At 41.3% G+C, this 20,460-nt stretch carries 24 protein-coding genes; 11 read left to right on the top strand and 13 right to left on the bottom strand.

Annotated elements, in window-relative coordinates:
- The 3 genes from AC6JA8_RS05355 (at position 1) to AC6JA8_RS05345 (ending at position 2,174) form a co-directional block, all read left to right on the top strand.
- Positions 1-903: a DnaJ C-terminal domain-containing protein gene (locus AC6JA8_RS05355; RefSeq protein WP_497976113.1), complete on the top strand. Its 903-nt coding sequence runs from the start codon at positions 1-3 to the stop codon at positions 901-903.
- Positions 900-1,169, top strand: coding sequence for a chaperone modulator CbpM (locus AC6JA8_RS05350; protein WP_497976112.1), 270 nt, complete (start codon positions 900-902; stop codon positions 1,167-1,169). Before AC6JA8_RS05355 ends, AC6JA8_RS05350 begins: the two co-directional genes overlap by 4 nt.
- Positions 1,170-1,712: 543 nt before the next feature.
- A complete protein-coding gene (locus AC6JA8_RS05345; protein ID WP_497976111.1) occupies positions 1,713-2,174 on the top strand; it encodes a VOC family protein in 462 nt (153 codons plus the stop codon).
- A gap of 12 nt (positions 2,175-2,186) precedes the next feature.
- Here the strand turns inward: AC6JA8_RS05345 and AC6JA8_RS05340 are convergent, their stop codons facing one another.
- A complete protein-coding gene (locus AC6JA8_RS05340; RefSeq protein ID WP_497976110.1) occupies positions 2,187-2,609 on the bottom strand; it encodes a GNAT family N-acetyltransferase in 423 nt (140 codons plus the stop codon).
- Between the two features lie 104 nt (positions 2,610-2,713).
- Between AC6JA8_RS05340 and AC6JA8_RS05335 the strand changes: the two genes are divergently transcribed.
- Positions 2,714-3,184 carry an Hsp20/alpha crystallin family protein gene (locus AC6JA8_RS05335; RefSeq protein WP_142409883.1) on the top strand — a complete coding sequence of 157 codons (471 nt, stop codon included), beginning with the start codon at positions 2,714-2,716 and terminating at the stop codon, positions 3,182-3,184.
- A 45-nt stretch (positions 3,185-3,229) separates the two neighbouring features.
- Here the strand turns inward: AC6JA8_RS05335 and AC6JA8_RS05330 are convergent, their stop codons facing one another.
- Positions 3,230-3,568, bottom strand: a complete 339-nt coding sequence (locus tag AC6JA8_RS05330; protein ID WP_497976109.1) for a hypothetical protein — start codon at positions 3,566-3,568, stop codon at positions 3,230-3,232.
- Between the two features lie 124 nt (positions 3,569-3,692).
- Between AC6JA8_RS05330 and AC6JA8_RS05325 the strand changes: the two genes are divergently transcribed.
- The 3 genes from AC6JA8_RS05325 to AC6JA8_RS05315 are packed head-to-tail and all read left to right on the top strand — an operon-like array spanning position 3,693 to position 6,089.
- Positions 3,693-4,523, top strand: a complete 831-nt coding sequence (locus tag AC6JA8_RS05325) for an ATP-binding cassette domain-containing protein (protein ID WP_142409885.1) — start codon at positions 3,693-3,695, stop codon at positions 4,521-4,523.
- A complete protein-coding gene (locus tag AC6JA8_RS05320) occupies positions 4,498-5,292 on the top strand; it encodes an ABC transporter permease (protein ID WP_497976108.1) in 795 nt (264 codons plus the stop codon). The genes AC6JA8_RS05325 and AC6JA8_RS05320 overlap by 26 nt, the downstream gene beginning before the upstream one ends.
- Positions 5,292-6,089 carry an ABC transporter permease gene (locus AC6JA8_RS05315; protein WP_497976107.1) on the top strand — a complete coding sequence of 266 codons (798 nt, stop codon included), beginning with the start codon at positions 5,292-5,294 and terminating at the stop codon, positions 6,087-6,089. Before AC6JA8_RS05320 ends, AC6JA8_RS05315 begins: the two co-directional genes overlap by 1 nt.
- Before the next feature lie 5 nt (positions 6,090-6,094).
- On the opposite strand, the gene AC6JA8_RS05310 is transcribed toward AC6JA8_RS05315, so the two are convergent.
- Both AC6JA8_RS05310 and AC6JA8_RS05305 read right to left on the bottom strand, forming a co-directional pair.
- Complete coding sequence (locus AC6JA8_RS05310) at positions 6,095-6,430, bottom strand: hypothetical protein (RefSeq protein WP_497976106.1); 336 nt, start codon at positions 6,428-6,430, stop codon at positions 6,095-6,097.
- Positions 6,431-6,518: 88 nt separating this feature from the next.
- Positions 6,519-6,797, bottom strand: a complete 279-nt coding sequence (locus AC6JA8_RS05305) for a helix-hairpin-helix domain-containing protein (RefSeq protein WP_497976105.1) — start codon at positions 6,795-6,797, stop codon at positions 6,519-6,521.
- Between the two features lie 79 nt (positions 6,798-6,876).
- Here AC6JA8_RS05305 and AC6JA8_RS05300 point away from each other — a divergent pair, with 79 nt between their 5' ends.
- Positions 6,877-7,788 (top strand): ABC transporter ATP-binding protein, encoded by a 912-nt coding sequence (locus AC6JA8_RS05300; protein ID WP_142409889.1) that lies wholly within the window; start codon positions 6,877-6,879, stop codon positions 7,786-7,788.
- The gene (locus tag AC6JA8_RS05295; RefSeq protein WP_497976104.1) at positions 7,781-8,551 is read left to right on the top strand and encodes an ABC transporter permease; all 771 of its coding nucleotides are present in this window, start codon (positions 7,781-7,783) and stop codon (positions 8,549-8,551) included. The genes AC6JA8_RS05300 and AC6JA8_RS05295 overlap by 8 nt, the downstream gene beginning before the upstream one ends.
- On the opposite strand, the gene AC6JA8_RS05290 is transcribed toward AC6JA8_RS05295, so the two are convergent.
- From AC6JA8_RS05290 to AC6JA8_RS05280, 3 genes are all read right to left on the bottom strand, one after another.
- Positions 8,552-11,248, bottom strand: a complete 2,697-nt coding sequence (locus AC6JA8_RS05290; protein WP_497976103.1) for a hypothetical protein — start codon at positions 11,246-11,248, stop codon at positions 8,552-8,554.
- A gap of 227 nt (positions 11,249-11,475) precedes the next feature.
- Positions 11,476-12,675, bottom strand: coding sequence for a threonine--tRNA ligase (thrS, locus tag AC6JA8_RS05285; RefSeq protein ID WP_497976102.1), 1,200 nt, complete (start codon positions 12,673-12,675; stop codon positions 11,476-11,478).
- Positions 12,676-12,874: 199 nt separating this feature from the next.
- Entirely contained in the window at positions 12,875-13,690 is an 816-nt protein-coding gene (locus tag AC6JA8_RS05280) for a DUF6279 family lipoprotein (RefSeq protein ID WP_497976101.1), read from the bottom strand.
- 187 nt (positions 13,691-13,877) lie between these two features.
- Here AC6JA8_RS05280 and AC6JA8_RS05275 point away from each other — a divergent pair, with 187 nt between their 5' ends.
- Positions 13,878-14,651 (top strand): hypothetical protein, encoded by a 774-nt coding sequence (locus AC6JA8_RS05275; RefSeq protein ID WP_497976100.1) that lies wholly within the window; start codon positions 13,878-13,880, stop codon positions 14,649-14,651.
- On the opposite strand, the gene AC6JA8_RS05270 is transcribed toward AC6JA8_RS05275, so the two are convergent.
- The 5 genes from AC6JA8_RS05270 to AC6JA8_RS05250 form a co-directional block, all read right to left on the bottom strand.
- Positions 14,648-15,823: a hypothetical protein gene (locus AC6JA8_RS05270; protein ID WP_497976099.1), complete on the bottom strand. Its 1,176-nt coding sequence runs from the start codon at positions 15,821-15,823 to the stop codon at positions 14,648-14,650. The genes AC6JA8_RS05275 and AC6JA8_RS05270 overlap by 4 nt on opposite strands.
- A 62-nt stretch (positions 15,824-15,885) precedes the next feature.
- On the bottom strand, positions 15,886-16,959 hold the full coding sequence (rsgA, locus tag AC6JA8_RS05265) for a ribosome small subunit-dependent GTPase A (RefSeq protein ID WP_497976098.1): 1,074 nt from the start codon (positions 16,957-16,959) through the stop codon (positions 15,886-15,888).
- A gap of 190 nt (positions 16,960-17,149) precedes the next feature.
- Positions 17,150-18,865 (bottom strand): DNA repair helicase RadD, encoded by a 1,716-nt coding sequence (gene radD, locus AC6JA8_RS05260; RefSeq protein ID WP_142409897.1) that lies wholly within the window; start codon positions 18,863-18,865, stop codon positions 17,150-17,152.
- Positions 18,865-19,455, bottom strand: a complete 591-nt coding sequence (locus tag AC6JA8_RS05255) for a hypothetical protein (protein WP_497976097.1) — start codon at positions 19,453-19,455, stop codon at positions 18,865-18,867. Before AC6JA8_RS05255 ends, radD begins: the two co-directional genes overlap by 1 nt.
- Positions 19,456-19,495: 40 nt before the next feature.
- On the bottom strand, positions 19,496-19,639 hold the full coding sequence (locus tag AC6JA8_RS05250) for a hypothetical protein (protein WP_185903029.1): 144 nt from the start codon (positions 19,637-19,639) through the stop codon (positions 19,496-19,498).
- Between the two features lie 84 nt (positions 19,640-19,723).
- On the opposite strand from AC6JA8_RS05250, the gene AC6JA8_RS05245 reads away from it, so the two are divergent.
- Positions 19,724-19,939 carry a hypothetical protein gene (locus AC6JA8_RS05245; protein WP_142409899.1) on the top strand — a complete coding sequence of 72 codons (216 nt, stop codon included), beginning with the start codon at positions 19,724-19,726 and terminating at the stop codon, positions 19,937-19,939.
- Here the strand turns inward: AC6JA8_RS05245 and AC6JA8_RS05240 are convergent.
- Positions 19,936-20,400 (bottom strand): CBS domain-containing protein, encoded by a 465-nt coding sequence (locus tag AC6JA8_RS05240; RefSeq protein WP_142409900.1) that lies wholly within the window; start codon positions 20,398-20,400, stop codon positions 19,936-19,938. The two genes, AC6JA8_RS05245 and AC6JA8_RS05240, sit on opposite strands and share 4 nt — an antisense overlap.
- Positions 20,401-20,460: the final 60 nt, after the last annotated feature.

Here is a 20,460-nt window from a genome sequence, read left to right as displayed (position 1 = left end):
ATGACTGATCCATATAAAGTTTTAGGTGTTGAAAAGACCGCGACTCTCGATAACATCAAAAAATCCTACCGCAAGCTCGCCAAAAAATATCATCCAGATTTAAACCCCGGCAATAAAGAGGCTGAAAAAAAGTTTAAAGAAATCTCTCATGCCTTTGATCTGATCGGAACAGAAGAAGCCAAGGCGAAATTTGATCGCGGAGAAACAGACGAACATCGCCAACACGAATATGAACAATACCGCACGAATCGTACAAACAATGGAAATCATCGCTACTCTTCTTCCTATAGTTCTGATTATGACCCGGAAAATCTCTTTGAGAGCCTTTTTGGAAACCGTAGAGGTCACGGGCGATTTACTTCTGAGGGCATGAACTTCGAAGGAGAAGATGTGCTTTATCAAATGGACGTCGACTTTGTAGAAGCGGCCCTGGGAGGAGAGAAAGTCATCACTCTTCCCAATGGTAAAAAACTACAGGTAAAAATCCCGGCAGGAATTGAAGAAGGTAAAAAATTAAAGTTTAAGGGCATGGGCTCTCCTGGAGTTGGCTCAGGTGTGCCCGGAGATGCTTACATTCAAATTTCAATAAAACCACTCGCTGGTTTTACTCGCGTAGAAAATGATATTCACTCCGAAGTTCCTATTAGTTTCTTTGAAGCTATTCATGGCGCGGAAGTTGAAGTCCCGACTATCGATGGAAGCGTCATGCTCAAAGTCCCGGCAGGAGTCTCCAGTGGCTCCAAGCTGAGAATCAAGCACAAAGGCGCCGGCCCCAAAGAAAATCGCGGCAATCAAATTGTCACTTTAAAAATTGTGATTCCGAAACATGTGCCACCGGAACTACAGGAGGCCATCGCTGAGTTAGAAAAAAAATACTCCTATAACCCGAGGACCCACGCATGAAGCTTCCCCTAAGAAGAAATCTCGATGATGTCTCTAGAATTTGTGGACTCGAAACTGATACAATTATCCATTTTATTCAGGAGGAGTGGATTTCCCCCATTGATATCGAACTCAAAATGCTTGATGAAGAAGATATTTGCCGGATTCTTCTCATTCACGACCTGCAGGAGAAGTTTGGAGTCAACGACGAGGCCATTCCTATTATTCTTCACCTGGTCGATCAACTCAATTATATCATTCACAATTCAGAAGGAGACTCCTTATAAAAAACAGGCCTTGAAAATCAAGGCCTGCTATAAGTCACTCACGTTTGAAATGGGTCATTACCCTGAGATGTCGGTAAAAATTGTGCTCCCGTGGAACTCGCCTTCTCTTAAGATGGGGTGAGAATTGATGGCGATGACAGGGTCGCAATGATGTTATCGGCACCTAGATTTTTATCCAAGTTCCAATTATCGTTTTTATCACAATCGTTGGGTCTTAAGAGACCTACGTATGGAGAGCTTGATAAAAATCCTGTTCTTCATTTTTACACTCAAGTTAATTTACTTCTCGATCAATTCAATCTCAAAAGATCGATCAGCACTCGCGCTCTTTACATCTCCTTTTTGAGAGCGAGCTCCCATACTTTATGGAGCATAACTCATGCCATTGTGCTTCCTCGAAAATGCGCTCCCTTAGACACTGTAGCAAAAAGCTTCATGAGGAAATTTGCCACTTAAAAGCACTACAAAAAAGTCGATTTTTAAGTCTTTAGAACGGCACTATTTTTGTAGGAGAAGCGGTAGAAAATAACCCAGGAGAAAAAGATGGAAACAGAAGTTAATGCCATTCCTAAAGGACTAAGAACAGTCACCCCTTATATCATTGTTAACGATCCTCAAAAGGCCTTGGATTTTTATGAAAAAGCACTCGGTGCAAAAGTCATCTCAAAAGTTGAAATCCAAAAAGGGCAAATCGCCCACGCTGAATTTAAAGTTGGTGACTCAATTATCATGATGGCCGGTGATGATCCAGGCATGCATCTTTCGCCGCAAACAGGAGAATACCGTTCAGTCAGTTTTATGGTTTATGTTCCTGATGTCGATGCCGCTGCTGAAAAAGCATTAGGCGCAGGAATGAAGATGGTCAAAGAAGTTCGCGATCAATTTTACGGTGACCGCACAGGTACATTCGAGGACCCATTTGGGCATATGTGGACACTCGGCACGCACATCGAAGATCTTACTCCCGAAGAAATCAAAGAGCGTGCACAAAGAGTTTACTCATAACAAAAGGCCCCCTTAGAGGGGCTTTTTTACAAAAGCGTAAGCTCTCGCCTTCCATCCATTTCTTTCATAAAATTTAATACCGCCAGAATTCTCCAGCACCGCACATAATCTCAGCCCGCCAGGACAATCCAACTCCTTTGCTTTTTCCTCTGCATAAGTCAAAAGCTTAGCTCCATGTCCTTTGGATTTTTCAACCGACACCAGGTCATCAATATAGAGATGCCTTCCGCGCACGAAATCACAAAGCACTCTATAACCCATGAGCCCCATGATCTTTTCATTTTCTACTAAGGCCACCAATTCATATTGATCGCAGGCGTGAGCTTCATGATAAATTTTCAAATACTCGTCAAAACTTAAATGCGGACGAAGCTCTTTAAGTACGGGAAAAAATAATTTTAAATCTTCTTCATTTTTAGCAGTTATAAATTTCATAAATATGAGGCTAACATCAAAAAATAAAAAAAATAAGCCCTAACCTTGACACCTAAAAAACCGCCTCCATCTTTTAGGTGTAACGAGATCCACAAGGAGGATTTATGAGAAATAGAGCATTAATCAATTTGTTACAACCTAACTACTCACCTTTTTTCTTTGACCAAATATTTGATGAGACTACTCAGAGCGCAGCCTACAGGAATTTCCGCGAAAACGAAGAAGCTTACTTTACAACAATTGATATGCCGGGGGTTAACTCGTCCGACATTGCCATTGATATGGAAGAGAATATCATCCGAGTAAGTGCAGAGAGAAAGGATGCTTTTGACAAAGAAACGGTCGTGCGCAAATACGACTACATCATCAACGTTCCTAAAAACGTAGACCGAGACAAAATTTCTGCGCATTATGAGAATGGCGTGTTGAATTTAGCGCTTCATAAAACCGTCCAAGACAAGGCCAAAAAGAAAATCACCATTTCAACTGGTGAAAAGCCAAAATCCTGGAGCGATTTTTTGAACTTCAAAAAACATGAAGCTGTTGACGGTCAAGAAGCAAAGACTGTTAATTAATCCCCCGATTCCAGGCCCTGCATTCGCGGGGCCTTTGTTTAACAATCAATCACCTCTTGCAACCTCGATAACATCTGATAATAATTCATGTCCAGGAAGAGCAACTTCATAAGTCAGTGCTGTCTCCCCGATTGGGTTATAGTTAATCCATAGCGTACAGTGTGCTACTTGATTATTTAATGGATGGCATTCGTTATTGATACGGGCCTTCGATGTAACAGCGTCTTTATAAATTGAAGCGACTGTCTCATATGAGTGAACATCACCCACCAAAGTCGTTCCTTTTGTATTTAAAAGTGCCTGTAGAGCATTCTCATTTAGACTGCCAGCGAAAGCTGAAGACGAAAGACCAAGGGCAAGTGTTAACGCAAAAAGTGTTTTCATAGTGTAAATCTCCATGTGTGAAAGCATTAGTAACACAGAAATGGGTTACCATTCGATAACCTGTAAACTTTACTTAAAGAATCCCGTTTACATTGGAAAATTCCCCTCATAATCTATTAAAACTATGAAATATGTAATCGAAACCCAAGACCTGATGAGGGTCTATAAAACTTACCAGAAGCCTGAAGGTCTGGTGAACTCTATCAAAGGGATCTGGGAGCGAAAGTACGACTCTAAGATCGCTTTAAATAAGACCTCAATTAAAATCGAATCGGGAAAGATCATCGGTCTGGTCGGTGCCAACGGGGCCGGGAAAACCACGCTTTTAAAGATCCTTTCCGGATTGGTTACACCAAGTTCCGGTGAAGCCACAGTTCTAGGGTATAGACCTTGGGAGCGCAAAAACGAATTCCTGAGCCAGATGAGTATTCTCTTAGGACAAAAAAACCAGTTGTGGTGGGATATCTCGCCAGTGGATTCATACGCCCTCTTAGCGCGCATTTACGATCTGGATATTGTTAAAACCAGAAAACGCGTAGATGAGCTGGCGACAATGCTTGATTGCAAGCATGTGTTAACAACTCAGTTAAGAAGACTCTCTCTTGGTGAAAGAATGAAGATGGAAATCATCGGAGCTCTTTTACATGAGCCTAAGATCCTCTTCTTGGATGAACCGACCATTGGTCTGGATATTGTTGCTCAGGAAAACATCAGAAACTTCCTTTCAAACTATGTGAAGGAAAAAGAGCCGACAGTTATTTTAACCAGCCACTACATGGACGATATCGCGACCCTGGCCGATAGCCTGCTTTTAATTTCTAAAGGCAATATCGTTTATCAGGGAACGGTTGAAGAATTTACTAATAATACTAACAGTGAACTCGCACACGACGAGAAGGTCGATTTTGAAGAAGTCATTCGCCGTTTTCTTGAAACGGAATCTCGCATTCGCTAATCTGGCCGTCGTCACCAATTTAGAATACCGTCTAAATTATTTTGTCGATGCGCTTGTTCAGCCCATTTTAACCACAGGGATTGAAATCCTTTTATGGATTGCTGTCTTTAAAGGTGCTCATACAGATATGATCGCCGGGTTTTCCCGCGAAAGTTATTTGAGTTATGCCCTATGGTCTGCCTTTTTTGCCAGAATCGCCACGAGCTGGATGTACGAATTCAGAATGATCGAAGAGATCAGTTCCGGGACGATTAACAGTTTAATTGTCCGCCCCATGAGTTTTTACGAATACTATCTTTCACAGTTGATGGGATATAAAATCGTCACGACCATTATCTCCCTTCTTGTTCCGATTGCCGGTGCTTATATTTTTGGTCTTCCAGCTATTTTATCAAGACTGCCGTTAGCGACATTACTTTGCTTTTATTATTTGATCCTGGTTCACACGATCAGTTTTATTATTTCTACCATGGCCTTCCACTTCACTAAGATTTCTTCAATCACTGTAGCGAAGAACTTATTTTTCTGGATTCTTATGGGAGAGCTCTTCCCACTAGATTTACTTCCTGAGCCTTTTAAAACGACGATTATCAGTCTGCCGTTTGCCAGCGGAGTGTTTGTTCCAGTTGGATACATCACAGGACGCGTAGGCATTGAAACTGTTTATACTGGTTTTATCTCGGTGACGATCGGACTTGTTGTTCTTAACCTGCTTGGTGCTTACCTTTGGAAAAAAGGCATGGACTCTTACGTAGGAACGGGGGCGTAATGTTTCACACTCTAAAAAAATACGCTTCACTTTATAAAGCGATGTTTAAGGCGAGCTTTATCGCCGACCTTGAATACCGCGCGAACTTCTTTACCCGTATCCTGACGGATGTTTTTTGGTATGCCGCTCAGATCTTAACTTTCGAAGTGCTTTATCAGCACACAGAAAAAATTGGAGACTGGGACGTTCACCAGATGCGCGTGTTTTTAGGACTCCTATTTGTGATTGATGCTTTCTACATGATTATCATTCATGAGAATTTAGAAAATATTACGGAGAAAGTAAGAAAGGGAGACCTGGATTTACTGTTGGCAAAACCAGTAAACTCACAGTTTATGCTGACGCTACAAAAGGCCAATACGGCCATCTTTGGAAACTTAATCCTGGGAAGTTCGTGGCTAATCTACTCTCTGTCTCAACTGCCAGACTTTAATTACTTCCGCCTTCTTTGGTTGATTCTTTTAATTCCATGCAGCCTTGCGGTTGTGTATTCGATGCGCTTTATGTTTTCTGCGACAGCAGTTATTTTCACGCGCTCAGAGAATTTACAGTTTTTATGGTGGCAGGTTTACCGCCTGGGGATGAGACCTGATTCAATGTACAACCCGTATATTAAATACGTGATCCTAACACTGATTCCAGTGGGAGTTATCGTCAGTATTCCGGCAAGAGCACTGCTTAATCCGCCTGACTTAAACTACCTTCTTTGGCCGGTGGTTTTAGTGCCCATTCTTATTTATGGGACTCACCGCTTTTGGAATTTCGCACTCAAGTTTTATTCGAGTGCGAGTTCGTAATTTTTTTAATCGTTAAATAAGTAAGTACCAGTTGTGCCATCGCAAGAGACTTCAATCCCTACGTAGCAGTCTGAACCAGCGTAACATGTCCACTTAGCTAAAACGCCAGTGACATACTTGCCTTCGTTTTCAGAAAATTGCATTCCCTGAATGTACTCACGTACTGTTTGGCGTGGAACCCAGAAAGATGATTTGTCTTTAAGTTCTTTGCGAAGAGACTCAAAGTTTGAATTTGCAGCGACAACTGCTTCTTCTTTAGTGATACAACGGAAAAAATCAGCGGCCTGAACGTTTGCTGTCGATACGAGAACTAATGCAGAAAGACCAAGAAATAGTTTCATAAGCACCTCACTTTAGTTGTTCTACTAATCTGTTTCGGCGCTCTTGTACCCTGAAAAAGGGAACTTTCATAGTTAGAATTTTGTTAATTTACTTCAGAATTTTTTTTCGTTTAGCCGTAAAATCCCACCATGGACGGGGTTTTCCCCCCTCCATAAAGTCCACCGCGGCCATTAAGGTGTCACAAACACATGGATCATGCCTTTGCCCCATGAGTTTTTCCAGCTGGCGGTATAAAGCAATAGGGTCTTTTCCTATGAGTTGTTGTGGTTTCGTGATGCCCAATAGGTTCAGGTCTTTGACAAAGGCCTTCCCAATATTCGGGATTTGCTCCAGAGTTATTGCTTCACTTGCTTTTTTTGCTTTCATCAATGCCTCGCTGTAAAAACTTTTCAACTCCCAATGCCTACTCTAAACTAATCACTCAACACTATCATTGGAAAAATGTGTGATCATTGCAAAATCTCTTAAAAAAACTTTCGGTGACTTCACTGCAGTCAACGGCATCGACCTTCACGTTAAAAAAGGCGAATGTTTCGGGCTTTTAGGCCCTAACGGCGCAGGGAAATCGACATTTATTGGCATGACTTATGGGACAGTCAGAAGAACAGGAGGAGAACTTTCTGTTTTTGGTTTTGACCCAAACACCCATTCACGTGAGATTAAAGGACGCTTAGGTGTTGTCACTCAAGACAATGCTCTTGATGAGAGTTTAACTGTTTTTGAAAACATGATGATCTATTGTGCTTTTATCGGTGTTCCAAGTAGTGAGCGCAAAAAGCGCATTAATGATTTACTTGAGTACATGAATCTTGCTCACAAAAGAGATGCTCTTATTCAAACGCTTTCAGGTGGGATGAAAAGACGCCTGGTTTTTGTTCGTGCTCTATTAGGAAAACCAGAACTCTTAATCCTCGATGAGCCAACAACTGGTCTCGATCCGGCCGTGCGCCATTTACTTTGGGGAAAAGTGCGTGAGCTTCACCAAAACGGAACGACTATTGTCCTGACAACTCACTACATGCATGAAGCAGAAGTGCTTTGCAATCGCCTGGTGATTATGAATCAAGGCCATGTCGCTTCAGAGGGCTCACCTCAAAGCATGATCAATCAACACACTCCTGGTTATGTAGGAATTTTTAAACTGGAAGATAAAAAGAAACTTGAAGACATCGCCAGCAAGGCCGGACACCTGGATTATCACGAGGACACTTCCGGGCTTTACTTAAGAACAAAGTCGCTTTCAGACTTAACCGCTTTCCATTCAGACCATGGGCTTTCTCCCCTGCAAATCAGACCTTCTAACCTTGAGGATGTTTTCTTAAAGTTAACTGGTCAGGAGTTATCATCAGATGCTTAGTACACTTCAATTATGTTTTCATATCACGAGAAGAAACTGGATCGTTTATAAAAAAGACCTGGTCGCCAACATTTCACCAACTGTGGCCGATCCTGCTTTAGTTTTAGTTTCACTAGGTCTTGGGCTTGGTTCTTTTATTACGAATGTGGAAGGAATGAGTTATATGCAATTCCTTGCTCCCGGCCTAACTGTCGCCACCGCACTCTTTACATCATTCTTTGAAAGCAGTTATGGATTTTATGTCCGCATGACTTACGAAAATGTTTACAAGGCAATGCTTACAACCCCTATTGGTGTCAAAGAAGTTGTTATCGGTGAAATGGTATGGGTGGGTTTAAAAGGAGCTGTCATGGCCGTTGGTGTAGCCATTGTCCTTGCCCTCTTTGGACTTATGACTAACCCGTGGCTGATCCCTGCTTTGGCCTCTGTTGGTTTTTTAGTGGCACTTCCCTGTGGGGCCATGGGGCTTTTATCTTCAGCAATGGTTAACAACATCAATCAATTTCAAACGTTCTATTCGTTTTTAATTGCTCCCCTTTATTTCCTCTCAGGAATCTTCTTTCCAATTTCGGAAATGCATCAGGCAGTCAGATGGGCAGCTGAGTTTTTCCCACTTATTCATGGAGTGAGACTAGCACAAGCGCTTTTTTGGGAGCGTGGAATTGGAGAGGCGTTTTTATACAGTGGAAGTATTCTGGTTATCCAGAGCGCGATTCTCTGCGCCCTGGCCTACTCACAGATTAAGAAGAAGCTGATTAACTAGTTATTCAACTTTGGTCGTGCGTTTAATGATATCTTTTAGGTCTCTATAACGTACGGCCGGAGCTGCTTTCTCATCAGATTTTTTTACATCTGCAGCTGAGTCTTGTTTTGCAACCTTTTTATCTTTTTCTTTCTTCACGTCAACTTTAAACTCTCCAACTTTTCCCTTAACGACTGTTTTATAAACAGGAGTCCCATCTTCATTAAGAAGAATTTTCCCATCAACGACTTCCGGGATGATTTGTTTAACCATTCCGTTTTCTTCGATATAAAAAGGTTTTCCAGATTCTGCATAAATCAGGTCTTTAATTGTCTGATTCATTTTCGCGTTAGTAACTCCATCCATTTTTGTCAGGACGATAGCATCGCTTCTGTCTCCATCATCAGAGCTGCCACGATTGATTGAAGATGGCCCTCTGCTCACACTTCCACCGCCCTCATCACCTCTTTCTGGTGAAGAATCACGACCGGCAACACTTCTTGAAGCTCCTGAAGATCTTGAAGCTGAAGCAGTCTGCGCTGAGCTTTCTCTTTCTCTATAATTTTCTCGAGATTCATCTGAGTAATATTCATCCTGCTCAGGACGATAATTACCTCCTCCTACGGTCTTTTGAGCTGCAACGGCTTTTGCTTCCTGGTCTTCCACTTTTTTCTTATTCATTTCAACCAGTGCATTGCGGGCGCTCTTTAATTCAGCAATTAAAGAGTTTTCGTTATCACCTGAAGAAGCAGATGCTGTTTCTTTTTTCTCTTCAGGGATTTTTTCCCCTTCTGAAGCACGTTTCTGTGCCTTGGCAAGTCTTTCTTCAAGATCCGAGATCTTTCCGATCATCTGGTTATATTGAGTTTTATTACTGTCCAATTCTTTAGCAGGCTCTGCTAATTTTCCAGAAGAGGCGATAAATCCATTAGGATCATTGATCACTTGTTGTGCCGGAATTTGCGCCCCTTGTGACTTAGCTCCGATCATCATATTAGATTTTTGGGCAAGTGAATAACTATCCATGGCAGATTTCAATGCTTCACTATCAGACGAGTGAGATGATGTGCGAACTCCAGAGTCCACGCTATCAGATTTGCTGGCAGAAGCTTTATGGCTTGAGCCATTTTCGCCATCAATGCCCTTTTTATACACTTCAGGCAAAGCTACATTTCGAGAAAAACTTCTGACTAAAAGAAGGTCATTTCCTTTTTCTTTTTCTCTACTCTCGCTAAAGCCTTTAGAAGAAATCAAATTAAGGTCTTTATCAGATTTTGTGACTGTCCCGTTACTATCGATCACAATAGTCTGTTTCTTATTACTCTTTAAAAGATCCTGCTTAAATGATGCTCCATTGGCATCAGTGAGTAAATCCTGCCCCATTGAAAGATCGATCTCTGTTTGAAGAATCCCTTCTTTAGAAGTGAAAAGATTAAACGTGTTACATCGGGCCACATTATTAGTCAGTTCTTCATAATTAATCAGCGCATTGTTGAAAGATGGTTTGCGAGAGAGCATTTTATCAAATTCTTTTTTCTCAACAGCAACGGTTGTACCAATAGAAATCTCATCTACTGCCTGACAAAGCTTTGCCATGGTGTTAATTTTTCCACACTTTTGCTCAAGAATAGATTTCGCTTCACTCTTTCTTAGGTTTTCCAAGTCCACAAGAATTTGCAGAGAGTTTTTATGCTCATTGTTCTTGATATAGCTTAGAAGACCTTCAGCAATCGGATCCTTACCTAAATTTGCCTTATTAATCACTGAGCGATCATAGTAGTTTCTTAACACCGGATCGGCAGACATATAGTTCGCATAGATATGATCCATAGTAAGAGCAACACGCTTTTCAGGCGTCAATGATGAATCTGCCAGGATCAGAGCAATTTTATTCAGAATGTCGGTGTCTCTAATCATCGTATCGCCAGCTCGCTGATGACTTAAATCGATGATGTAACCTTTTAACTGGCTATTTGATGGGGCCTCACTTCGCGGAGTCTTCTTAACATACTCGAGGTATTCAAAATTACACCCCATCTCCGGGATACGACATGAGTTCTGAGCTAGTGCATACCCTTCATCAATAACCTGGGTATTACATTTTTTGCCGTCTGATTCAGGGATATCCAGGACATCCTGCTTACACGATTCAGGAATAAATTCCGGCCCGTACTTATTAGAAGCATAAATTCTGAGAGTTTCATAATCGATAATCTGATTGATACCACTCTTCGAGGTCAAAGCAATGGCCTCTTTCGCCACTTGCAATCTCGCCTTTTTAAAGGCAAGAGAAGCCTCCCTAGATCTATAATCAATTTTATTTTTTAAACATCCGGCAAGATTAAGACACACATCAGGAGTCAACTCTCTACTTTTTTCTAATTTTGCTATAGCATCACACTGGAATTTTATAAGGGGAGCATTGATGATACCTAAAGAATTATTTTCAAGGCTAGTGGATAATGCATCTCTATTGCATCCAGCTTTCGCATTTCTTAAACCTTCAACAAATTCATCTTCCAGATCTACTTCAATTTTAAAATTTGCAATAGGATCACCTCCACCTATGAAGAGCGGCCCCTTTTTGACAAACTCACTTCCCTTTACGAAAGGTGATAATTTTGTTTCTTTTTTAAAGCCTACTAAAGAAGTCGTTTCTTCAGCATGAAGTGGAATAGTTGCAAAAAATAGTAAAACAAATAGAGTGTTCGTTTTCATACTAAAATTATCGGTGTTATTCTGATTCAACTTTACGTAGACAACTTCCGTTTACAGAGGGAGGACGATAAGGTCCCCCAATGATAAATGTTTCCCTAAGGCAAACGGCACTTATTTCCTCTATCTTTGCCGTCGTACCTATAGAGAACTTTAGGCCAAGAGGGCAAAAGCTAAACAACATTCCATAACTCATTTTTTTCTTAAGATACTTTATAGAATAATTCTATTTATATAAGTGAGCTAAATTCCATGAGACTTATCACTTTTCCATCCCTGCCTTCCACTCTTAATGGCGCCCCAGAGAGCTCTTTTTCACCAATCACCATTGAAGAAAATGGGCGAAGCTTGCTAGCTAAAACGATCCTTTTGGACAGACTGCTTCCCAAGCGATGATCTATCTTTACCCGAACTCCTTTTTCCATTAACTCCCTAGCAATTTCATTTGCTTTAAGGGCCGCTTCTTCAGAAAGCGGAAAGATGAGCAGCTCTATTGGTGAAAGAAAACGTGGAAGCCTTCCATCAAAATACTCCAACAACATAGCAATAAATCTTTCATGGCTACCAAGTGGTGCGCGGTGAATGATCCACGGTCTGTTCATCTTCCCTTCTTTATCAATGTACTCAAGATCAAATCTCTCCTTTTGAGCAGAGATAAAATCTAACTGCACTGACCCCATTGATTCTTCCCTGATTCCTTCATCGCTAAAAAACTTCATCTGCACATCAATCTTTGGGCCATAAAAAGCGGCTTCCCCGATAGCTTCAAAGTAATCCAAATTCAATTCAAGCAAGGCTGAACGTAAGACGTCTTCGGCCTTTATCCACACTTCCCTGTCTCCTAAGAAATCTTTTGAATCGGGGTCATGCTTAGAAAGACGGTAACGATAGCCCTCTAGTCCCAACTCTTTATAACATTCCTCATGTAAACGCAGGACTTTGATAATCTCATCTTTAGAGTCTTCTTCTGAAACATAAATGTGCGCATCGTTTTGGCAAAGGCCCCGGACTCTTGAGATTCCCCTCAGAGAACCGCTAGCTTCGTGGCGATAGACTTGTCCATACTCTGCCAACCGTAGAGGAAGTTCACGGTAGCTGCGAGGCCTGCACGAAAAAATTTTGTGATGATGAGGACAATTCATTGGACGAAGATAGTACTCAAGATTTTCCATTTTTATGGCCGGAAACATATCCGCCTTATAGAAACGCAAGTGACCACTCTTCTCATAAAGTTCTGCTTTGGCCATATGAGGACTGGAAACTCTCTCATAACCCGCAAGAAATTCTTTTCGTTTAATAAATTTCTCTAACTCTTCCTTTATAATGCAACCACTGGGCAGCCACATTGGAAGTCCGGCACCTACCGCCTCTTCAAAAAAATAAAGCTCCATCTCCACCGCCAATTTGCGGTGGTCAAATAAATAAGACATAAAAACTCCACACAGGTTAAACCTGCTTAGACTAAATTAATAAATAAAATAATGAATGCTCTTGTCCCGGAGAAAAATCCGGGTGCAAAAAATGAATGTCCCCTTACGGGGTGGTGATGGTAGAGAAATTGAATGGAAGATAGATTACTTCACTCATGAAAATGATCATAACATAATTTTTTTTTGTCTTCAAGCGACACTAATTTTTTGAAAGTTTGATTAATTGATTGGCCCTGTCTCTTAACGTTTCAATCAAAGTCTCGCGCTGAGAGTCCGTCATCTTATTAAGAATACTAGTAACGAGTGCGATAACTTCTCTGTCTTTTTCATTGGTCAGTTTAGAATAGGCCGGCTCTCTCATAGACTCATAACGAGTAAAAATTCCTTCTACAAATTTCCCTCTGGCATTGAGGTCAGGGAAAGAACGGACAAACTCATGGGCCAGTAGCTGGCGGTTATAAACTTTCTCGTTAACATGTGAAGGTGTATTATGGACATAACTCTCAAGTTCTTTTTTTTGAGCTGATGTTAAACCACCCAACCACGAATCCAAGTGTTTTTTCATTCGTTTGTAGCTCTCTCTTTCACTTGCATCTTCTTTTATATCACGCATTTTTTTATCAAACTCTTTTTGGAAGACATTAACCTGAGAAGGTTCGAGCTTTCCCGAGAAGGCCACTGCTTCCGGAGAAAATATTCTGAGTCCATCATAAAAGAGGTTGCGAACGCGCTCATAACTTAACTGGACGGTAGCGACATCAAAAGATCTTTGGGAATTCACAATGTCTGCGTTTCGTATAAGCTCGGCCGCCAATTGGGGAAAAATGGTCTTTTTAACTTTATCAATGTCGCTCTTTAATGCCTTTTTTAACCATTTCGATTGGTCGCGGGTCAGGTCAAAATATTCATCTGCTTTTTTTTGAACATAGGTATCTGCAAAATAAACAGCTAAATCTATTCGGGAACAAGCGCTGAGACATAAGATGAGAGTAAGGAATAAAATTACTTTCTTCATAGCATACCTCACTATTTAATAAGCAATACTGATGCCTTTTTTAAAATACCTCTTTTATTTGGTTTTGTATTTGCCTGAGAAACTGGACACTTTTTCAAATGAAGAGATGGACTAAGTGCTCATTTATTCCAAAATTAGATTTCCTCTGCGTAGACCATTACACTCGCTCTACGAGGATAGTATGGGGATGGGGTCGCTCTTTAAAATAACACTTATATGTGTCGTTGGCCTGACATGTGTTTCATGTCTCAAGCGTAGCGAATCAATTACACCGATTGCACCGGTGGCGACGATTGCTGAGCTCCAAAAAGAACAATTAATGAAAGTAGCAGAAGAGGCCGGGCAATCTGAACTTTCTCTCGATGCCATTGCCACACTTGAGACTCAAGCTAAAGACCCTTCTATTTTTTATCTCAACATTAAATATAATCTAAAAAATATCGATGTCTTCGAAGCAGCAGGTATGCCCAATACATTTGAGCAGATCGGAAACTCTTTTCTTAAAACAGTCGCAAAGTTATTTCTAGCAGTGGTCGGCTCAAAAAACATCGACATCAATGATATCGATCTCAACATTCCCGATATTTCTATAGATCGCGAAATTATTAAGTCGTTTAAGATAAAACGCATCTTTCTTCAATATAATAAAGAAGTCGACGAACACAGCGACTACCTGGCAAACTTCTCTTTTGTCAACACGCTGGAGCTTTCACGAAAAGTAACAATCCCTAAAATTGGAGAAGTAGAAACACTTTTTTTGAGTTATCGAAAAAGTCGCAACACCTGTTTATACAAGTGCCTGCAGTTTGATATCCTGGAAGACAATATCATTGATATCTTAAAACCAAACACAAATGTGAAGTTAAAACCTTCACTCTCAATTGCCAGCCTTCCCGATGTTAACGACATCAAATTAGATGGGGTCGTAGAAATGCAGATTGGTTTAAAACTCCCGTTTTAAAAAAACATCCTGATTTGAAAATCAGCGCGCTCATATTTAGGAGTATTTTTACCGGCGAAAATAGACTGCACGGCAAGGTTTAAACTTAACGGCAGGAAGAATCTCTTTTGTTTAAAAAGATTTAATGTCGTGTAACCCAGACTAAACCTTCCGGTATGTGAAATGCGCTCAGTTCCCTCTTCCAGGATACTATCGGCCACAGCATTGCTGCTACGGTAATCATCTTTTTCTTTATATTCTAAGGAATAAGTAAGCGATGTACCCCAGTCATCTGAAATGCGATAATTTCCCTGTAAATTAGTCTGGGCCTTATTTCCTAGCTTCACGTGGGCATTGCCTTTTGTGCTTGTGACAGGAAAGGCGCTTGAAGATGGTAATCTCACATCGGTATTATAAGGAAATTGATAAGTAGCACGGTTCCATTGATCAAAACTGAAATCACTCAACTTCCCACTGAAAGTATAACCGACACCAAATTCAAAAAAGGCGTCCCATTGCCCATCTCCAAAAGCAATGTCTTGAAGAATGTCTGGGTTATCTTGCCGTCCAGTTGGAGCAACAAATCCTGTATTAATCAGAGCACCTGCATTTCTCCACTTGCGCAGTTGATACATGGCCCCCATTTCCAGGTCTCCAAAATCAGTGGCCTGCCATCTTCCCAGGGGTTGATACTTATAATAATTTACAAAGAGCGACTGTATCAGTCTCACATCTACATCGGGAAGATTCTCTAACTGAATCGCGGTTCCCACATTATTGCGTCCTTTTTCTGTGCGCTCGATATTTAAATTAACAGTGGCAGAGTAAAATGGAATGAAACCATAGATGGTCACTTTATCAGTGAGTCCATATCCACCACCAAGCCCCTGAACTTTTACTTCTGATGTCGCCGCCCCTTGAAATGTCCCGAAGCTAAAATTTTTATAATCTTCTGCACTCAGTGTCCCAAGGTATGTGTCTACGGCAGCATTAATACCTTTAATAGAGTCCGCATTGATATTTGCGTTGATGTTGTAACCTTGAAGATTGCCAGAGTTAGTATAGCGCCCGGTGATTTCTCCCGTCATCGTATATTGATAAGTGAGATTGCGCACTCCCTTTGGAAGAACGTCATAATAAGCACCAAAAGTTTTGGAGCTAAAAAATAAAAGAATGAAGCTAAAAAATTTCATGTCCCCTTAGGAGTTGTCCCCTAAAAAATCTTAGCACCTCACACATCGTAATAAAAGGGCGGCTATTGCCACCCTTTATACTTTTGTCGGCTTTCAATCGAACGTTTTTTCCAGACCTTGCGTTGCTCGGCCATTAACCATTTGTTGGTTTTTCGCATTTCATGGCCGACTTCTCGCTGAATCTTTTGGTAGCTTTTCCATCTTTCTGGAAGAAGCTCACCTTCATCGAGCGCCTTTAAGACCGCGCAACCTACTTCGCTCTGGTGATGACAGTTATTAAAACGGCACTGACCGATCAACTCTTCGATATCTCCAAATTGGTGAGAAAGCCCTTCCTGATGATCAGAAAATTGCAACTCTCTCATTCCTGGAGTGTCGATAATGAGTCCACCGTAAACACTTTCATACATCGCCCGCGATGTTGTTGTATGCCTTCCCTTATCATCATCACTCCGCACTTCCTGAGTGGCGATAATTTCTTTACCGATAAGAAAATTCACCAATGTTGATTTCCCAACTCCTGATGAACCCACGATCACAGAAGTCTTTCCTGAGCCTAAGTAACGGCGAAGAAAACTGGCCTCTTCAAAATGATCCTTTGCCAGAGCGTGCACCCAAACATTCGGACACCTTGATTCAACACCGAGAATGACGTTGTCGATATCTTCTTCCAAATCGGCCTTGGTTAATAAAATCACCGGCTCAGCTTTGGACTCCCAGGCAAACGTCAGGTAGCGCTCCAGTCTTCCGTAATTCAAATCGCTACTGACCGATGTGGCGATAAAAACATAATCCACATTGCTGGCCAGAATTTGAATTTCAGAAACTTCACCCACTTTTTTTCTTTGGAGAATGTTTTTTCTCTCAAAAATAAAATGGATCACGCCACTTGGGTCACATAAAACCCAATCTCCCACCGCGGGGTAATCCACGCGAGAGATGGCCTCGTACTGCATTTTCCCCGAGATTTTCGCCTGGATAAAATGCTCTTTATCAGTTTGGATTCGATAAAGATTTCTCTCTTCATTGATCACGCGACCAATGACGAGATTGTTTTTTAGAACAGCTGGGCACTGACTTTCAAAAAAGTCATCCCAGCCATAGGAAGTTAAAAACTCCCTTTGGAAACTAGTCATGAATACTCCTTAAGTTAAGTTATAAAAACTAAAACGACTTAAGGACCTTGCTATTTGAATTTGATTAGAAAACGAATGAGCGAAGGCCCTTTTTTGTGATTACATTCAACATACAGACCTCCTCTTGGTGACGGGTTAATCCCGTGGTGATGAGCTTAAGATAGTTTATTTTTAAATTCTGGTCAAGGGCCTAGAAAATCTTCTCTCTAATTTCCCAATAATACTTCTGCTTACGGGCGATGATATACATCGGAAGACGGAAACTTTTTTCCTGTTTGATCACATCGGAAGCATTGTTAATGATAAGTGATTTTTCTGGCAAGCGGTTGTGCATACGTGTGAAATTAAAATAAAAAGCGCGGGCTTCTTCTGGGGTGTTTAAATAAAACATCTCACTTAAAAACTCTCCATCCAGATCGTAATAACGTATTTCTACTCTTTCGTTGCCTTTTTTATCGTACCCTTTGGTGAAGGTCATTGTATCAGGCTTCATGATATGAGCATCTTTTAGAGACATGGCCTCTTTGAGTTTATTGTCGGTATCAACCAATATATGCTGACATTCAGTACAGACTCGGGCGGCAATATCCTGCTCAGAACCACACTGATCACATCTTTTGAAACGAAAGCGGTATCCACACGCTTCGATTTCGCCAGTGACTGGGTCTTCATGAGCGCCTTTACACTTTCGTCCGAAGTGCTCGACGATCTCTTCATGTTCTACAATTCCCCAAAAGTCATTGTGATGGCCACACTGAGGGCAGAGAATATCCACAATCACTGAATTAGATGTCGGTTTATCGTCATCAATTTCCGGAGAAAAAATATCGTGCCCAACTCCCGTGTAATCGAGAATCAAGCAGTCTGTTTTTCCCGGACTCAAACGCAGCCCACGTCCAACAATCTGCTGGTATAAGCTCACCGACTCGGTCGGACGCAAAATGGCAATAACGTCGACATGAGGAGCATCAAAGCCCGTCGTAAGAACTGAAACGTTAACCAGGAATTTTATTTTCTTTAATTTAAAGTCATGGATGATTTCATCGCGCTCACTCGTCTCAGTTTCACCAGTGACCATCGCTGATCCCATCGGGAGAAGTGAGAGGATCTCACGGGCGTGATTGACCGAGCTGGTAAAGATCATGACCCCTTGGCGGTCCTTGGCCATTTCAATAATGTTGGCGATAATGGTAGGAGTGATTCTTTTTTGATCTTTTAAAACGCTTTCAATCTCTTTTGAAGAGTACCTTCCGTCTTTTAGCTCCAGGCTGGAAAAATCATAACAGGCCACCGGAGCATCAATTTTAATTGGCGGAGTCAGGAATTTATTCTTAATCATGTAGCCAATTGAGAGCTCATAAATACATTTTTTAAAGAAGCGCTCTTCTGTCGTTCGCAAGTCTTCTTTAGGTTCATGCAATTGGTAGATCCATCCCAGCCCCAAACGATAAGGTGTCGCTGTAAGCCCTAAGATACAAAGCGCTGGATTTTTTTCTTTTAACTTAGTGATGACCTGAAAATACTGAGTGCTACCTTCCATCGAAACGCGGTGGCACTCGTCAATGATTAGCAGTGAAAAGCTTCCAAAGAATTCTTCTCCTGCATTGGCCACGGACTGGATACTTCCAAAGATGACTTTCTCTTCTATGTCTTTGCGATTAAGTCCGGCAGAAAAAATGCCGGCCGAAAGTTCATAGCTTTCATACTTCGCATGATTTTGTTCAACTAGTTCTTTAACGTGAGCAAGAACCAAAACACGACCACGCGCCACGCGGGCAAGCTCAGCGATCACTAAACTTTTCCCGGCGCCAGTAGGCAGAACAATCACCGCAGGGTGATTGTCTTTTTTAAAGTGAGTGATGGCCGCCGCCACCGCCTCTTCTTGATAGGGTCTTAATTTGTACATTAGTTAAGAAAGATCGCTTTGATAAAATACCCAACAGTCTGACCATTTTCCTTAGTCTGCATTGTTAGTGGAAGTCCAAGACGGTTGTTAGACTCCAGGTTCATATTTCCAATCCCCTGATCTTCTGAAACCGGGAAACTTAAAAACCACCCATCAGGAGTTTTAGTGATTCTATAGACGTTTATTTTCTTACTACCTAAGTAAACATCTTCATATACCAGCCATTCAGTATTGGCACCGTCAAAAACAATCGTTGGTTCTCCAGTGCCTGCAAAAGAAAATTGAGCGTTTTTTAAATAGTCATCAACTGCACTTTGGATGAAGTCTGGGGTCGAAGGAAAATCTGTTTCTGTCTTTTGACAGATTGATTCCTTTTGGCTTTTTCTGATACATGTAAAGCCGGTCTTTTTTAATTCTTTAATGCGTGCTTGTCCCTCTGTGCTGATATGACTTAAGGTTTCAGCTGTGCGCTTCTTGGTAAGAACCACTTCCCTGCTGTATGAGTATGTGCCTGTTGGACGGTAGAGAAGCTCTTCTGCGAAGGCAAAAGTTGAAAGCATTGCAAAGGTCAGTAAAATTATTTTTTTCATTTAAAAAGCGTAACATGACCCTTTTCAAAAAGTCTCGCTCTCAATCATTATTTTGCAAATTGCCCAGCAGGAATGGGAGAATTGCCCCTTCTTCCCCAACCAACATAAAGAGAAACTGGTTCTCAAAAGTCGAAATCATGAAATGATCAACACTTAGTTCTGAATTACTTAAGTCACTTGTCATAACCCCTCCTTGGTTTTCCTCAAATTGCAAGGGGAAGGCCAATGGCATAGCTCATGCATTATATTTTTCTGAAGGAGGTCAAACATGGACATCATTGAGGAAATTAAATGTATCGGTGAAAAACTAGAAACTTGGTATAAAAATATCGGAAGAACACCCGAAGAAAAAAGAAATGCGCAAGATCATACAATGACTGAAGAAGAGATGTTAGATCAAGCAAGTCTGGAAAGCTTTCCGGCCAGTGATCCTCCTGGATACCATTCCAAATCGACTAAAGATAAAAAATCTCACTGCCATTAAATATTATAAGAAATGTAAATGGATGACTTATTCACAGAAGGTTGAGAAATGTTTTTCACCACCTCTGCTGCCAAATAGTCTTCTGAAAATCTAGCAATATCAGAAAGAGAAACAATTCCACAGCAGTTTTCTTTCTCATCCAAGACTGGCAAACGTCGAATCTGATTATCCTGCATGATCTGGCAACAATCTTCAATTGTGGTTGTCTTCTTTACACTGATTGCCGGATAAGACATGCACTCTTCAGCATTCATCGACAAGGGGTTGAGCCCTAAGGCAACTGCGCGGTTACATATATCCCGGTCTGTGATCACTCCCAACATTTTTTTATCTGACAGGCTATAGACTACAGGGATTTCTCCGCAATCAAACTTGCGCATAAGTTGTGCGACTTCCACTAAGCTCATCTCAGGTGTCGCGCACGCTGGATTTTTAGTCATAATCTCTTGAACTAATCTCATATATCCCTCCAATGTGGTTAGAGATGTTCATGAATTATTGAATGCAATGAAAGTGCCGCA

The sequence above is a fragment of the Bacteriovorax sp. HI3 genome (assembly GCF_059738875.1).
This window is presented reverse-complemented; position numbering and strand designations above follow the sequence as displayed.

Coding starts and splice junctions, on each gene's coding strand:
- AC6JA8_RS05280 (WP_497976101.1), bottom strand. CDS start 13,690: ATGAAGAAAGTAATTTTATTCCTTACTCTCATCTTATGTCTCAGCGCT.
- radD (WP_142409897.1), bottom strand. CDS start 18,865: ATGTACAAATTAAGACCCTATCAAGAAGAGGCGGTGGCGGCGGCCATC.
- AC6JA8_RS05345 (WP_497976111.1), top strand. CDS start 1,713: ATGGAAACAGAAGTTAATGCCATTCCTAAAGGACTAAGAACAGTCACC.
- AC6JA8_RS05295 (WP_497976104.1), top strand. CDS start 7,781: ATGCTTAGTACACTTCAATTATGTTTTCATATCACGAGAAGAAACTGG.
- AC6JA8_RS05275 (WP_497976100.1), top strand. CDS start 13,878: ATGGGGTCGCTCTTTAAAATAACACTTATATGTGTCGTTGGCCTGACA.
- AC6JA8_RS05355 (WP_497976113.1), top strand. CDS start 1: ATGACTGATCCATATAAAGTTTTAGGTGTTGAAAAGACCGCGACTCTC.
- rsgA (WP_497976098.1), bottom strand. CDS start 16,959: ATGACTAGTTTCCAAAGGGAGTTTTTAACTTCCTATGGCTGGGATGAC.
- AC6JA8_RS05310 (WP_497976106.1), bottom strand. CDS start 6,430: ATGAAACTATTTCTTGGTCTTTCTGCATTAGTTCTCGTATCGACAGCA.
- AC6JA8_RS05330 (WP_497976109.1), bottom strand. CDS start 3,568: ATGAAAACACTTTTTGCGTTAACACTTGCCCTTGGTCTTTCGTCTTCA.
- AC6JA8_RS05305 (WP_497976105.1), bottom strand. CDS start 6,797: ATGAAAGCAAAAAAAGCAAGTGAAGCAATAACTCTGGAGCAAATCCCG.
- AC6JA8_RS05245 (WP_142409899.1), top strand. CDS start 19,724: ATGGACATCATTGAGGAAATTAAATGTATCGGTGAAAAACTAGAAACT.
- AC6JA8_RS05240 (WP_142409900.1), bottom strand. CDS start 20,400: ATGAGATTAGTTCAAGAGATTATGACTAAAAATCCAGCGTGCGCGACA.
- AC6JA8_RS05250 (WP_185903029.1), bottom strand. CDS start 19,639: ATGACAAGTGACTTAAGTAATTCAGAACTAAGTGTTGATCATTTCATG.
- AC6JA8_RS05270 (WP_497976099.1), bottom strand. CDS start 15,823: ATGAAATTTTTTAGCTTCATTCTTTTATTTTTTAGCTCCAAAACTTTT.
- AC6JA8_RS05325 (WP_142409885.1), top strand. CDS start 3,693: ATGAAATATGTAATCGAAACCCAAGACCTGATGAGGGTCTATAAAACT.
- AC6JA8_RS05340 (WP_497976110.1), bottom strand. CDS start 2,609: ATGAAATTTATAACTGCTAAAAATGAAGAAGATTTAAAATTATTTTTT.
- AC6JA8_RS05335 (WP_142409883.1), top strand. CDS start 2,714: ATGAGAAATAGAGCATTAATCAATTTGTTACAACCTAACTACTCACCT.
- thrS (WP_497976102.1), bottom strand. CDS start 12,675: ATGTCTTATTTATTTGACCACCGCAAATTGGCGGTGGAGATGGAGCTT.
- AC6JA8_RS05350 (WP_497976112.1), top strand. CDS start 900: ATGAAGCTTCCCCTAAGAAGAAATCTCGATGATGTCTCTAGAATTTGT.
- AC6JA8_RS05290 (WP_497976103.1), bottom strand. CDS start 11,248: ATGAAAACGAACACTCTATTTGTTTTACTATTTTTTGCAACTATTCCA.
- AC6JA8_RS05315 (WP_497976107.1), top strand. CDS start 5,292: ATGTTTCACACTCTAAAAAAATACGCTTCACTTTATAAAGCGATGTTT.
- AC6JA8_RS05255 (WP_497976097.1), bottom strand. CDS start 19,455: ATGAAAAAAATAATTTTACTGACCTTTGCAATGCTTTCAACTTTTGCC.